Source organism: Paraburkholderia ginsengiterrae (assembly GCF_001645125.1).
Classification (GTDB): domain Bacteria; phylum Pseudomonadota; class Gammaproteobacteria; order Burkholderiales; family Burkholderiaceae; genus Paraburkholderia; species Paraburkholderia ginsengiterrae.
The window spans coordinates 87,729-101,636 of record NZ_LXKA01000121.1 but is presented as its reverse complement, the minus strand read 5'-3'; the positions used below and the strand labels follow the sequence as shown (position 1 = coordinate 101,636).

Sequence of the window (13,908 nt, the reverse complement as noted above, 5' to 3'; positions counted from 1 at the left end):
AACCGCACGGCGGGTTATGACAGACCTTTCTGATTTTTTTTGATCAAACTCCGGATCGCGCCCCGTCGATTCAATCGTAGGTCACCGCGGCGCTTCCATGGTCGTGCGATCCGGGCCGACGTCGCCGCACTGGACGACGCACGTCGCCGTGCTAACATTCCCCTTTCAATGACGCCGGTTCACGTTGCTCGCGGCGCCCAATTCACCTCCTTACGCTTACTGCCGGCTGCTCCGATGCGCTATCCGAATTTCCCCGCCCTCACCCGCTTGCGCCCCCGCCGCGCAACCGGTTGCGCGCGCGCGGAATTCGCAGCATGCCTTGCCGGCCAGCTGTCCCGAACGCTCCCGCTCCACGCCGCCCGGCGTCCGATCTAACGCTGCCTGCTCCAATGCCCCGGCCGCGTCATCGGGCTCCGGGCTGATCTCATCCGCACAGCGTTCCCTCGCCGTTTCCCTATACGCAGATCGAATTGGAGTACCCGTCATGAAAAAAGCCAAAACCTGTTATCTCACCGAACTCGACGTCGCCCGCCTCGAAAAGCACGCCAGTGCACCCGGCGCCGACGCCCACCGCCAGGACATGCTCGACGACCTGCTCGAGCGCGCCGTGATCGTCGATTCGCGCGAGATTCCCGCCAACGTCGTCACGATGAATTCGCAGGCCACCCTGGTCGACGAAAGCAGCGGTGAGCACCTGACGTGGACCGTCGTCTATCCGCCGAACGCCGACTTCGCGCACGGCCGCCTGAACGTGTTTTCGCCGGCCGGCATCGCCTTGCTGGGCGCCAAACGCGGCGAGCGTGTCCGCTTCACGCCGCCGAGTGGCGCCGAGAAAGTGCTGAAGCTCGAAAAGATCCTGTTTCAGCCCGAAGCCGCCGACGATTTCACGCTGTAAGCGCGGCACGGCGGCGTCGCGGCATGTTGCGCCGCATGACGCCTTGCAACGCCGCCCGAATGGGAATAGCGCAGGAATAGCCCTTGCCGGCAGGTGCTATATCCATCATCTGACTTATCGAGATGGGTTGCCAAGCAGCGGCCGCCCGGTGTATCGTGTGCGCTGCTAACGCGGGGGTCCTGCGTCGCACGGAGGTTGGAGGTCCGTGTTGCGTGGGTGAGAAATACCCTTTGAACCTGATCTGGATAATGCCAGCGCAGGGAAGCGTGCGGAATTCGCACTCCAGCTCCATTGCCTCACTTCTTGCGATTTCCGACTACTTCCGTCTCGTCTCCTGCTTAGCCGCCCCACAACGCTTGGCACGGGACCAGAGTCCGTGCTCTGCACCCGCTCTGGCCGACACAGGAGATACGCATGAACGCCAACCCGAAGTTTCTTTCCGCCGACGCTCACGTCGATGAAGCCGCTGTCGCGCCGCTGCCGAATTCCCGCAAGGTCTACGTGACCGGATCGCGCCCCGACATCCGCGTGCCGATGCGCGAAATCTCGCAGGCCGACACGCCTGACAGCTTCGGCGGCGAGAAGAATCCGCCGGTCTATGTCTACGACACGTCGGGCCCCTACTCGGATCCGGAAGCCAAAATCGACATCCGCGCCGGTCTGCCGGCACTGCGTCAGCAGTGGATCGAAGAACGCGGCGACACCGAAGCGCTGACGGGCCTTTCTAGCAACTTCAGCCGCGAACGCGCCGCCGACACGGCCACCGCCGAGCTGCGCTTCCAGGGCCTGCACCGCACGCCGCGCCGCGCGATCGCCGGCAAGAACGTCTCGCAGATGCACTACGCGAAGCAAGGCATCATCACGCCGGAAATGGAGTACATCGCGATCCGCGAGAACCAGCGCCGCGCGGAGTATCTCGAGAGCCTGAAGACGAGCGGTCCGAACGGCGAAAAACTCGCCGCGATGATGGGCCGCCAGCATCCGGGCCAGGCATTCGGCGCGAGCGCGTTCGGCCCGAACGGCCTCACGGAGATCACGGCGGAATTCGTGCGCGAGGAAGTGGCGCGCGGCCGCGCGATCATCCCGAACAACATCAATCACCCGGAAAGCGAGCCGATGATCATCGGCCGCAACTTCCTCGTGAAGGTGAATGCGAACATCGGCAACTCGGCGGTGACCTCCTCGATCGGCGAGGAAGTCGACAAGATGACGTGGGCGATCCGCTGGGGCGGCGACACGGTGATGGACCTGTCCACCGGCAAGCACATTCACGAAACACGCGAGTGGATCATCCGCAATTCGCCGGTGCCGATCGGCACGGTGCCGATCTATCAGGCGCTCGAAAAGGTCAACGGCAAGGCCGAAGATCTGACGTGGGAAATCTTCCGCGACACGCTGATCGAACAGGCCGAGCAAGGCGTCGACTACTTCACGATTCACGCGGGCGTGCGTCTGCAATACGTGCCGCTCACGGCCAAGCGCATGACCGGCATCGTCTCGCGCGGCGGCTCGATCATGGCGAAATGGTGTCTCGCGCATCACAAGGAAAGCTTCCTGTACGAGCATTTCGAAGACATCTGCGAAATCATGAAGGCGTATGACGTGGCCTTCTCGCTCGGCGACGGCCTGCGTCCCGGCTCGATCTACGATGCCAACGACGAAGCGCAGCTCGGCGAGCTGAAGACGCTCGGCGAACTCACGCAGATCGCGTGGAAGCACGACGTGCAGACCATGATCGAAGGTCCGGGCCACGTGCCGATGCAGCTCATCAAGGAGAACATGGACCTGCAACTGGAATGGTGCGACGAAGCGCCGTTCTACACGCTCGGACCGCTCACCACCGACATCGCACCGGGTTACGACCACATCACCTCGGGCATCGGCGCGGCGATGATCGGCTGGTTCGGCACGGCCATGCTCTGCTACGTCACGCCGAAGGAACACCTCGGCTTGCCGAACAAGGACGACGTCAAGACCGGCATCATCACCTACAAGCTCGCCGCGCACGCCGCCGATCTGGCGAAGGGCCATCCCGGCGCGCAGGTGCGTGACAACGCGCTCTCCAAGGCACGCTTCGAATTCCGTTGGGAAGACCAGTTCAACCTTGGTCTCGATCCGGACAAGGCACGCGAATTCCACGACGAAACGCTGCCCAAGGATTCGGCCAAGGTCGCGCATTTCTGCTCGATGTGCGGCCCGCACTTCTGCTCGATGAAGATCACGCAGGACGTGCGCGAGTTCGCGGCGCAACAAGGCGTCACCGACGACGAAGCGCTGAAGAAAGGCATGGAAGTGAAGTCGATCGAGTTCATGAAGCAAGGCGCCGAAATTTATCAGCGGCAGTAACGCGAGGATCGCGGAGCGGGTGTGATGCGGTGAGCGGCGCAGCAGCGCTCACGCAGCACGGGCCGATCCGCTATCAACCCGCCTTGCAGCATCACAGCCCGCCATTGGCGGGCTTTTTCATTTGTTCGACCTTTTACCTTTGCAGACACCGGGCACACGGCGTGCTGAGCCTCCAGTAACAACTATTGGAGGCAGCATCATGAACTCGATTCGTCAGATAGGTAAGCTCGCCGCCCTCCTTGCCGTGGTTGCGAGTCTGTGCGCGTGCGACAACATGACCACGCGGCAACGCGATACGGCAATCGGCGCGGGTGTGGGCGGCGTGGCAGGCGCGGCGCTCGGCGGCAATGCGCTGTCGACGCTGGGTGGCGCGGCGGCTGGCGGCATCATCGGCAACCAGGTGGGCAAGTAAATCGCGCGGGGAGTCGACGTGACATACCGGCCTGCATGGCATTCGCTCTGGTTACTGCAATGACGTGAAATAAGCCGTTACGGTTTTGCAATCCTTCTCGCGCGGCGGCGGCGTAAGCTCAAAGAATGACGCCCTAAATAGCGGCGTTCGAATCAACGAGGAGCGCGTCATGCAGTCCCGCATCATCAACACGATCCGCGCGATCGGCCAGCGTTTGCCGCTGCGCCGCCTATCGGGATTTCCGCGTCTTTCGCGAGCCGGCGTCGCGCTGGGTGGCGCGGCCTGCGTTCTGACGCTCTCCGGCTGCTACTACCCGTACGGCTATTATCCGGCAGGCTATTACCCTTACTACGCCACGGTCCCTGCCGGCGCTACCCAGCAGGCCGTGCCCGTCGGGCAGGCCGATGCGTCGGTCGGCCAGCCGCAGACGCAAGGCGCGCCGGCCAGCCCGCCCCCCACCTATGCGGTTGCCGCCCCGCCCGTATACGTGGCGCCGGCCTATCCGGCGTACTACCCGCCGGTCTACCCCGCTTACTACGGATATCCCGGCTGGTATGGCCCGTCGGTCTCCATCGGCTTTGGCTTTGGCGGCTACTGGGGCGGCCGTGGCTACTGGGGCGGCCGTGGCTACTGGGGAGGCCGTGGCCACTGGCACTGAGCCAGGCACGCCGCTTCACACCGTTCGGCCCTCACATCACGCAGGCGCGCATCCCAACTCTTGCCGCGCGGCGCCTGCTCCCCGCCTCCACCTCGCTGGCACCTCATCACATGCGCCGGGCTGACCCTCACCAGATGCGCGTCCGGCTCGCGCCTGCTTTGTCCCCGCTTTGCCCGTAGTTTCCCTTCTTGACGCGCCACCGCCGGGCCCTATGCTTGGGTAAGCCACACGCAGTACCTGTTTAAATAAGCGACCCGGCGTGCCTCCACACGCCGCCGACGCCCATCCGTCCTGCCAGAGCGACGCGCCCCGTTGTGCGTAGCTGCACGTCGCGTCCTAACAACAACGAAGGAGACGTGATGTTTCACCAACTACTCACCCCCGTCGGCAATTCGCTGCTGCCGTCGTTCCTCGTCGCCGCCTTGCCGATCATCGTCGTGCTGCTTCTGCTCGGCTGGGCGCGCCGGCCGGCCTGGCAGGCGTCGCTCGCGGGCCTGATCGTCGGCCTGATCGTGGCAATCTTCGTCTGGCAATTTCCGATACGGCTCGCCGCCGCGTCGGTAGCCAACGGCGTGGTGTTCGCCTGCTGGCCGGTCATGTGGATCGTGTTCGCGGCGATCCTGCTCTACAACATCGCGTTGCGCTCGGGCCGCTTCGCGGCCTTTCGCATGTGGATGATCGACAACCTGCCCAACGACCGCCGCATCGTGCTGGTGGTGGTCGGGTTTTCGTTCGGCGCGCTGCTCGAAGGCATTTCCGGGTTCGGCACGCCGGTCGCCATCACCAGTTCGCTGTTGATCCTGTTCGGGTTTCCCACGCTCGAAGCGCTGACCTTCACGCTGATCTTCAACACCGCACCGGTGGCCTTCGGCGCCCTCGGCGTGCCGATCACCGTGCTTGGCGCGGTGACGCACCTGCCGGCCGATTCGCTCGCCAAGATGGTCGGCCGCCAGTTGCCGTTCTTCGCGCTCTTGCTGCCGTTCTATGTGATCGGCGTCTATGCGGGCTTTCGCAACATGCTGAAGGTGTGGCCGGTGCTGCTGGTATCGGGCGCGAGCTTCGCGCTCACGCAGTTCGTCTCGTCGAACTTTGTGAACTACAGCCTGACCGATGTGCTGTCGTCGATGGTGTCGCTCATCGTGACGATTGCATTCCTGCGCGTCTGGCAACCCGCCGCCGATCCCCGCTTCGCGATCAACATCGACCGGGTCGGCGAGGAGCGCGGCAAGATTGGCGGCGGCAAGGGCTGGTACCCGTGGATCATCGTCTCGGTGGTGGTGATTATCTGGACCATCGCGAAGATCTTCCTGATCGGCGACGTCAAGGTGCCGTGGCCGGGGCTCGACAAGGCCGTGTTCATCACGCTGTACAACACGCCGTATGGCGCGGTGTGGGACTTCCAGCCGCTCGCCACCGGCACGGCGATTCTGTTCGCCGCGCTGATCACCACCGCCGTGGTCGGACTGGGCGCAAGGGAATTCGGTGCGGCGGTCGTCGATACCTGGATCCAGACGCGCATCGCCATTCTGACCGTGGCGACCATCGTCGGGCTCGCGTATCTGATGAACTACTCCGGGCTCACGTACACGCTCGGCCTCGGCGTCGCCTCGGTCGGGCCGTTCTTTCCGCTGGTGTCGGCGTTCCTCGGCTGGGTCGCGGTGTTCCTGTCCGGCAGCGACACGTCGGGCAACGCGCTGTTCGGCAACCTGCAGGTGGTGGCGGCCCATCAATTGAATCTCAACCCGGTGCTGATGGCGGCGACCAACTCGTCGGGCGGCGTGATGGGCAAGATGATCTCGCCGCAAAACATCTCGACGGGCGTGGCGACCACCGAACTCAAAGGCAAGGAAGGCGTGGTGTTCGCCAAGACCTTCAAGCACTCGATTCTGCTGACGGTGCTGCTCGGCGTGCTGGTGTGGCTGCAACAAAATGTCCTGCAGGGGATGATTCCGCACTGAGTGCGGCGGCGCTTTTCGGGCGTGTCGAGCGCGGCGTGCCGGTTCGCGGGCGCCGCGGCCGGCTCATCTCACTCTTCCGACTCGGCGGGCTGGCGGACTGCTGCGTTGCCGCAATATAATTCACGCTCTTTACGCGCGCGGGCTGTCGCGTCTGCCCGACTTCGATTCCATCCACTGCTTTCATCGCAATTTTTCTCACATCAGCGTGAGAATTGCTCGTTATGCGCGCGGCGCCGCCGCGCTTACGATCGCTACTATCCGGCGCGGTCCATTTCCCGAATCTTGCCGTTTCATTCCAGCCTGAAACGTTTCGCATGATTGCGCTGCTACGATGATCATGCGTCCCGACTCAACCGCGCGTGGCGCGACTCCCATGAACACAAAAAACCTGCTGCAGCTGCTGATACTCGCCGCCCTATGGGGCGCCTCGTTCCTGTTTATCCGCGTCGGCGTCACCGATTTCGGCGTGGCCCCGCTGATGGCGCTGCGCGTCGGCATCGGCGCGGCCTTCCTCGCGATCGTGCTGATCGCGCGGCGGCCGCTGCGCGAGTCAGCGGCGATCCTGCGCACGCGAGCCTTCCCGCTGCTGGTGGTCGGCATTCTGAATTCGGCCGCGCCGTTCTGCCTGTTTGCCTATGCCGAGCTGACGCTGTCCGCAGGCGTAACATCCGTGATCAACGCGAGCACGCCGCTGTGGGGCGCGCTTGTCGCCTTTCTCTGGTTGCGCGATCGGCTGAGCGCCATGCGCACGCTCGGTCTGGTGATCGGCTTTCTCGGCGTGCTGATGCTGGTGTGGGATCAGATCGCCACCCCCAACGGCACGGCGGCGACGCCGCTGACCACCGCGCTCGCAGCCGGCGCGCCGCTCGGCGCCACGCTGCTGTACGGCATCGCGGCCAACTACACCAAGCGCCACCTGACCGGCGTCGACGCGCTGACCGTCGCGACCGGCACGATGACGGGCGCCACCATCGTGCTGCTGCCGCTCGCCGTGATCTACTGGCCGGCGGCGCCGATCTCGCTGCACGCATGGAGCGCGGTGATCGCGCTGGGTGTCGCCTGTACCGGTGTGGCCTATATGCTGTTCTTCCATCTGATCGCGGTGGCCGGGCCGGCGCGTGCGATCACGGTGACCTTCGTGATTCCGATCTTCGGCATCCTGTGGGGCGCGCTATTTCTCGGCGAAGGCGTATCGCCAGGCATGCTGGGAGGCTGCGGCGTGATACTCGTCGGCACCGCGCTGGCTACCGGCGTGGTCAAGCGCATGCCGTGGATCGGCACGCGCCGCGCGGATACCTGAGAAGGCCCCGTTTCGCGCGACGCTTCCTGGCGTCGCCGGCGCTTATACGTCTCTCCCCCCGTCAGCTGTCACGAATCCCGCAGGCAAAAAAATAGCCCGCACTCCGTCGGAGTGCGGGCAAAACCGTCGCCCTACGAGGATAGGCGACGGGGCCACCGAGGCCGCGCGCCATGCGCAGGCCGTCATTGGGTTCAGCACCGGTTCATGCGCCGGTGCCGGAATGGTCTGGAATCGTGGATCGAACCCGCACTACAGACTCGCGCCGGGCAATCCATCCGTCCCCATGAGTCTATAAAAGCAGCTTGCGTGCCAGCTTCGACAATCCATTTGAAATTGAGCACAACCGATTGATTCTTATTGAATTTTTCCCGGTCGCAGGAAGCTGGGGAGGGGCGGAGAGCAATATCTGGAAAGTTACGTCACCGGGGTAACGTCACGTTACATGCGGCCGCATGGGCGGCCGCCTTCGGACAGTCGGCACACGCGAACGCGTGCCCGCGTTCAACGCGTCAGCCACCTCGCGCGCGGCGCCGCCGCACGCCGGACCGGCGGGACACTAGGCCAGCGCGATTCCCGCCGGCCCAAGGCCGCGCCGCACACAATTGCCAGGGCGAGCAAGCTCGCCGCCCACATCCAGTAAGGAATCACATCGAACATGGCCAACCCCCGTTGATTTCCGGTTGATACCGGTAGATCCGGGGTAAAGCAAAACACATGCGCGTTGACGGGACGCGCGGGCATAAAAAAACCCGCCCGGGGTTCATTCCGGGCGGGTTTGCGGACTGCGTTGCAGCCGGCTGCGGCGTCAGTGCAGCTGGTCGACCATCAGACTCATGATCTGCTTGGCCTGCTGGCTTTCGTCGATCGCGCCCTTGTCGTCGACAACGGCCACGCGCGTCTGGTTAGGCGTCACCGCGCGCACGTTCACGAGGTACTGCTTGGCGACCTTTTCCTTCTTGCCGTGGAACACCTGGCTCCAGAAGCCCTGTTCCGCCGACGTCAGATCCTTCGGATCGACGTAGCGCACGAAGTACAGGCCACGGCTCTGATCGCGGTCGTCGACGGTGAAGTTGCTGCGGTCGAGCGCGAGGCCCACGCGCAGCCACGCGCGGTCGTACGACTCGCCGAGCGTGAGCTCCGTGGAAGAGAACTGCGCCGCGGTGTTGCTGGACGCGTCGTCCGGCATGGGCTGCTGGGCGGACAGCGCGACGTTTTGCGCCGCGGTGGCAGCGGCCGCCGACTTGGCGCCTGCCGTTGCCGCGTTCGGCGCGGTTTGCGTACCAGCCGGCGACAGCGCGGCGTTTTGCGTATCAGCCGGCTTGGCGCGCGAATCGGCCAGCGCCAGCGTCGCCATCAGCCGCTTCAGATATTCCTGCTCGAGGCCCGGATCGTTCGGCTTCGCCACCCAGGTGCTCGAATCGTTGTTGGTGCCGGTGAGCGCCTCGCGCATGCCCTTCTGGCTGATGAACACGTAGGTGCCGCCATTCGGCGCGGTTTCGAGGCGCGTGCGGTACTTGTTGCGCTCCGAGGTCACATAGCTGTTGCCCATGGCCTTGGAAATCGTGTTGCGGATCAGGCCGTCGCTGATCTGCGCGTGCGTTTCGTTCCAGTCCGTTTCCATCACGCCCTTGTCGCGCTGGTCGACCACCAGTAGGAAGCCCTGTTCCTGCCAGAAGCGGCGAATCTGCGCCCATGCCTGATCGGGCGACTTGTTGTCGATCACGAGCCAGCTTTCCGTGCCGTCGCGCTGGATATGCATACCGGTGACCTGCGGCACCACGACCACGGAATTGGCCGACGGCGCTTGCGCCTGGACCCGCTGGAGCGTGGACAACGAGGTTTCGCCGCCCTGCGGGGGCAACGAACGCTGATCGGCCGTCTCATCGATCATGTTCGGCGGTACAGCGAGTGAAACCTGCTTCGATTTCGAGTCGCTCTTGTAGTCGATTTTGGTCGGCGACGAGGTGCCGCAGCCGGCGACCAGACCGCCTGCCATCAGCATTACTGCAAACCGCTTGGTAAGACGAAGATCAGTCATGTTCGGGGAATCCTTCCGCTACGCCACGGCAAGTTTCCGTGGATCAACCCAACATTTTACCGATCCCGGCGGGCCGTGTGCAAAAACCCGGGTTTGCCTATGTATTGAGCAGCGTGAGAGGCCCGTCACGGGCCCGCACTGGGCCCGTGCGAGCACTGCGAAATCGGTCCTGCATCGTGACGTTCCGGGTCAAGCGCCAGCCCCCGCCCCCAGTTGCGGACATGGCCTGCCGCGGAGCCAGATTTAACAATCGCACACACTTCCCAACTGCCTGTCGGGGGCATCCACGAGTCTGTCAGATCATTGATTCAACACGACTTTCCGGCTCGGTCCCGCCGCAATTTTGATATTTCAAAATCCGCCGGAAAGCGCCTGCGATAACGGTCAAAAAAGACGGGTGCTATCTTGAAATCGACATTTCAAGACGACTTCAACCGCCCAGCCACGAGACCGAGCGCCATGCCGATGCACGCCTTCCCCGCCGCCCTTGCAGCCTCCACGACCGCGCTTGCGATGCTCTGCGCCAGCGCCGCCGCCCACGCCGAACTGGGCGGCGCCATGCCGGATCAGCCCGATTCCACCGCGAGCGCACCGCGCCGCACCCTGCTCAACGGCGCGCTGCGCGTGCGCACGCTAACCGACGCGGGCACTACGACCATCAACGAGTACGCGACCAGCACCGGCCAGATCATCGCCTACGCGTGGCAAGGCCCGACCATGCCGGACCTGCGCACGCTGCTCGGCAAGCACGCGGACTCCTACCAGGCGGGCGTCGCTGCGGCGCCGTCGGACGGCAATCTGCACGTCTCGCGGGTGGCACGGCCGGACGTGATCGTGGAATCGGGCGGCCCGATGCGCGGCTATGCGGGACGCGCCTGGCTGCCCGCGGCGTTGCCGGCCGGCATCTCGGCCGACGATTTCCAGTAACGCGATTCCGCATCGCGCCCCTGCTTCGACGAGTGCCCGCCACGCCATGAGAACTTCGCTCCACCTTCACGCCCTGCTCCTCGTTTGCGCCGCCCTGACGGGTTGCGGCGGTGGCGGCAGCGCACCGGCCGCCACCGGCCAAAACGGCGGCGCCGCCCCGGCCAGCAGTCCGGCGGCTGCCAGCGCACCGGTCGCCGCCACCCCGCCGGCCGCCTCGAGCCCCACGCCGAGCGCCGCCGTGCCGCAGTCGACCATACCGAACGTCCAGCCGATCGTCGTCACGACCGCGCCGGGCCTGACACGCAATATGCTGACGACGAGCGTCACCGTGTGCCAGCCCGGCACCAGCAACTGCGCGACGATCGACAATATTCAGGTCGACACCGGCTCACACGGTTTGCGGATTCTCGCCTCCGCGCTGCCGGCCGGCCTGCCGCTCGCGGCCCAAGCCTCCGGCAGCGGAGTCGCGGGCGAGTGCGCCGTGTTCGGCGGCGGCTACACGTGGGGCGCGGTGCGCAGCGCGGACGTGCGCATGGCCGGCCAGCTTGCCGCGTCGATCCCGATCCAGACCATCGCCGACCCGGCGGTGCCGACCGTGCCCGCCGACTGCGCGGGCTCCGGCCGCGCGATGCAGACGGTGGCCGGCCTGCGCGCCAACGGCATTCTCGGCGTCGGTCTGTTCGACGCCGACTGCGGCGCCGTCTGCGTCAGCGCCGCGCTGCCGCGCTGGTACTACAGTTGCGATTCCAGCGGCGCCTGCGTCGCAAGTTCCCAGGCGCTCGCCCAGCAGGTGACCAATCCGGTCAGCCGCTTCGCGCTCGACAACAACGGCGTGGTGATCGACCTGCCGGCGATCGCCGATGCCGGTGCGCCGAGCGTGTCGGGGTCGATGATCTTCGGCATCGGCACCCAGGCCAACAACACGCTCGGCAATGCCAGCGTCCTCAGGGCCAACCCGGTCACGGGCTACGTGAGCACCGCCAGCGGCGGCCAGAGTTATGCGCAAAGCTATCTCGACAGCGGCTCGAACGGACTCTTCTTCAGCAGTGCCCAGCTGCCGGAATGCGGCTTCTGGTACTGCCCAACATCGACCCAGGCCGCGAGCGCCGCGATCACCGGCACGGACGGCACGTCGAGCATGGTGTCGTTTGCGATCGGCAATGCGAACGTGCTGTTCGCGTCGGCCAATAACGCCTTCGACAACCTCGCCGGCGTGGCCAGCAGCGGTTTCGGCTGGGGCTTGCCGTTCTTCTTCGGACGACGCGTCTACACAGCGATTGCAGCGCGCGAGACATCGGCGGGACCGGGCCCGTATTACGCGTTCTGAGCGCGCAGCTTATTTGCGCGCAGAAAATTCATCAATCCACCCGAACGGCAAATTTGGTATCTCCAGGCTGACATAATCCGCGCCTCCGGCTAACGCGCTTGCAACTCTGCATATCCAATTCGTTAGTCCTGCGTATCTTGGAATTATCGGCTGATGGAAGAACCCACTTTTTCGCTCGATCACTTCGAGCAGCTCGTTTATACGCGGCAGCATGTGAAGGCGGCTATCCAGTTCATTGCCGCGCTGGCGCTGCTGCAGCAAAAGCGCGGCGCGCTGGACGACAGCTTCCGCGCCTCAGGCATCGCCGACCTGCCGCCCGCCGAGCAACGCAAGCGCTTCTGCACACGCCTCGCGAGCGCGGCCTCGACCTTGTTCGCCGACCCGGAATTCAATCTGCCGCGTGAATGCTTCCGGTTGCTTCTGACCTTGCACGAATGGGTCGGACTGGTGTTCGCCTCCACCCCCTTCGGCAATGCGGACCATGTCACTCATCATCTGAATCCGCGCGGCAGGAACGACGCGCAGTTTCTGCCTGGCGACAGCTTTATCGAAAAACTCTGCGTGCTCTATTCGACCGAGTCCGAACTGGAGCTCGACTTCGCCGCGTTATGGGCGTACGACAAGACGCTCGCCGCGTGCCTCGCCCTCGTTCTGCTGGCGCCCGTGTTCAAGGGTTCGGCGAGCGCGCACCTGAAACGCGAAGCGCTGATCGAATGGCTGCCCGGCAAACTGCGGCAGATCGACGACCTCGACGACTTGCCGACTGCGCTGCTGCATAACGCGTATATGTTCTGCAGCTACGCGGACACGCCTCGTCGGCACGAGATCAAGCGGGATATCAACGCATTGGTGCGCCGCAAACTGCATCAATTGGGGCTGACCGACCTGCCCGTGACGGCGGGGCCACGCAAGCGGCATGGCGGGAAGCCGCTGATGGTGGTGGTGCTCGAATGGTTCGGCGGCGCCCATTCGATCTACCGCACGCACTCGCGCACGGTCGAAGCCGCGCGCGAGCATTTCGAGGTGGTGGCCTTCAGCTTCGGTTACGCCATCGACAATATCGGGCGCGCGGTATTCGACCGTTGCATCGAACTGGAAGCGCCGGACTACCTTGGCGAATGCCTGAAAACGATCCGCGACTTTGCCGCTGCCGAACAGCCGGACGTGCTGTATATGCCGAGCGTCGGCATGTTCGCGCTGACCGTGTTCATGTCGAACCTGCGCATCGCGCCTCTGCAGATTGCCGGTCTCGGCCACCCCGCCACCACGCACTCCGACAAGATCGATTACGTGAGCGTGGAGGAAGACTACGTCGGCGATCCGGCCTGCTTCAGCGAACGCCTGATGATGCTGCCGAAAGACGGTCAGCCGTACCGGCCGTCGGTGGCGCTGCCGGACATCGTTGCCGAGATTCCGCTGTCACGCGAAACACTGGAGGTGGTTGTAACGGCGAGCGCGATGAAGCTCAATCCGGGCTTCCTGCAAGCGTGCCGCGAGATCGGCGAGCGCGCCACGACGCCGGTGGAGTTTCACTTCATGAGCGGCGTGCACGCCGGCTTGCCGCTCGAACGGATGCGCGAGGTGATCGGCCGTGCACTGCCGCACGCGATCGTGCACGGCTTTCACGACTATGCGAGCTATCTGGCGCGCGTCAATCGAGCCAATCTGTTTCTGAGTCCGTTTCCGTTCGGCAATACCAACGGCATTGTCGATGCGCTCACGCTCGGTCTGCCGGGTGTCTGCAAGCGCGGACCGGAAGTGTTCGAGCGGATCGACGGCGCGCTGTTCGAGCGCGTGGGCATGCCGTCATGGACCACGGCGGACAGCGTCGAGGACTACATCTCCGCCGCCGTACGGATGATCGACGCGCACGCCGAACGCACGGCCTTGCGGCAGCGTCTGATCGGCACGCGGGCGGTGGAACGTTGCTTCGAAGGACGGCCGCAGGCATTCGGCGAATGCGTGCTGAAGCTGATGCGGGAAAAGCGGGGAAACGGCATGTGAGCGTTTGAGGCTCGCAGGGTGTGCGAGTCAGACGCACGCGGAC

The 13,908-nt window shown here is 64.6% G+C and carries 10 protein-coding genes and 1 riboswitch; of the genes, 9 read left to right on the top strand and 1 reads right to left on the bottom strand.

The features are described from left to right. Nucleotides 1–484: 484 nt before the first annotated feature. From A6V37_RS10810 to A6V37_RS10785, 6 genes are all read left to right on the top strand, one after another. A complete protein-coding gene (locus A6V37_RS10810) occupies nt 485–895 on the top strand; it encodes a GreA/GreB family elongation factor (RefSeq protein ID WP_064270050.1) in 411 nt (136 codons plus the stop codon). Nucleotides 896–1,057: 162 nt separating this feature from the next. After that, nucleotides 1,058–1,176: riboswitch (TPP riboswitch) on the top strand. Between the two features lie 133 nt (nt 1,177–1,309). Further along, entirely contained in the window at nt 1,310–3,241 is a 1,932-nt protein-coding gene (gene thiC, locus A6V37_RS10805; protein WP_064285984.1) for a phosphomethylpyrimidine synthase ThiC, read from the top strand. A 199-nt stretch (nt 3,242–3,440) separates the two neighbouring features. Next, a complete protein-coding gene (locus tag A6V37_RS10800; RefSeq protein WP_064270052.1) occupies nt 3,441–3,653 on the top strand; it encodes a glycine zipper 2TM domain-containing protein in 213 nt (70 codons plus the stop codon). 169 nt (nt 3,654–3,822) lie between these two features. Further along, a complete protein-coding gene (locus A6V37_RS10795; protein ID WP_064285983.1) occupies nt 3,823–4,311 on the top strand; it encodes a hypothetical protein in 489 nt (162 codons plus the stop codon). 359 nt (nt 4,312–4,670) lie between these two features. Next, nucleotides 4,671–6,269: an L-lactate permease gene (locus A6V37_RS10790; RefSeq protein WP_064285982.1), complete on the top strand. Its 1,599-nt coding sequence runs from the start codon at nt 4,671–4,673 to the stop codon at nt 6,267–6,269. Between the two features lie 373 nt (nt 6,270–6,642). Further along, entirely contained in the window at nt 6,643–7,569 is a 927-nt protein-coding gene (locus tag A6V37_RS10785) for a DMT family transporter (protein ID WP_064285993.1), read from the top strand. An 805-nt stretch (nt 7,570–8,374) separates the two neighbouring features. Here the strand turns inward: A6V37_RS10785 and bamC are convergent. Beyond that, the gene (gene bamC / locus A6V37_RS10780) at nt 8,375–9,607 is read right to left on the bottom strand and encodes an outer membrane protein assembly factor BamC (RefSeq protein WP_064268093.1); all 1,233 of its coding nucleotides are present in this window, start codon (nt 9,605–9,607) and stop codon (nt 8,375–8,377) included. A 459-nt stretch (nt 9,608–10,066) separates the two neighbouring features. Between bamC and A6V37_RS10775 the strand changes: the two genes are divergently transcribed. The 3 genes from A6V37_RS10775 (at nt 10,067) to A6V37_RS10765 (ending at nt 13,865) form a co-directional block, all read left to right on the top strand. After that, complete coding sequence (locus A6V37_RS10775; RefSeq protein ID WP_064268094.1) at nt 10,067–10,534, top strand: DUF2844 domain-containing protein; 468 nt, start codon at nt 10,067–10,069, stop codon at nt 10,532–10,534. A 46-nt stretch (nt 10,535–10,580) separates the two neighbouring features. Further along, complete coding sequence (locus A6V37_RS10770) at nt 10,581–11,861, top strand: DUF3443 domain-containing protein (RefSeq protein ID WP_064268095.1); 1,281 nt, start codon at nt 10,581–10,583, stop codon at nt 11,859–11,861. 153 nt (nt 11,862–12,014) lie between these two features. Next, a complete protein-coding gene (locus tag A6V37_RS10765) occupies nt 12,015–13,865 on the top strand; it encodes a hypothetical protein (RefSeq protein ID WP_064285981.1) in 1,851 nt (616 codons plus the stop codon). The last annotated feature ends 43 nt before the right edge of the window (nt 13,866–13,908 follow it).

Coding starts and splice junctions, on each gene's coding strand:
- A6V37_RS10810 (WP_064270050.1), top strand. CDS start 485: ATGAAAAAAGCCAAAACCTGTTATCTCACCGAACTCGACGTCGCCCGC.
- thiC (WP_064285984.1), top strand. CDS start 1,310: ATGAACGCCAACCCGAAGTTTCTTTCCGCCGACGCTCACGTCGATGAA.
- A6V37_RS10800 (WP_064270052.1), top strand. CDS start 3,441: ATGAACTCGATTCGTCAGATAGGTAAGCTCGCCGCCCTCCTTGCCGTG.
- A6V37_RS10795 (WP_064285983.1), top strand. CDS start 3,823: ATGCAGTCCCGCATCATCAACACGATCCGCGCGATCGGCCAGCGTTTG.
- A6V37_RS10790 (WP_064285982.1), top strand. CDS start 4,671: ATGTTTCACCAACTACTCACCCCCGTCGGCAATTCGCTGCTGCCGTCG.
- A6V37_RS10785 (WP_064285993.1), top strand. CDS start 6,643: ATGAACACAAAAAACCTGCTGCAGCTGCTGATACTCGCCGCCCTATGG.
- bamC (WP_064268093.1), bottom strand. CDS start 9,607: ATGACTGATCTTCGTCTTACCAAGCGGTTTGCAGTAATGCTGATGGCA.
- A6V37_RS10775 (WP_064268094.1), top strand. CDS start 10,067: ATGCCGATGCACGCCTTCCCCGCCGCCCTTGCAGCCTCCACGACCGCG.
- A6V37_RS10770 (WP_064268095.1), top strand. CDS start 10,581: ATGAGAACTTCGCTCCACCTTCACGCCCTGCTCCTCGTTTGCGCCGCC.
- A6V37_RS10765 (WP_064285981.1), top strand. CDS start 12,015: ATGGAAGAACCCACTTTTTCGCTCGATCACTTCGAGCAGCTCGTTTAT.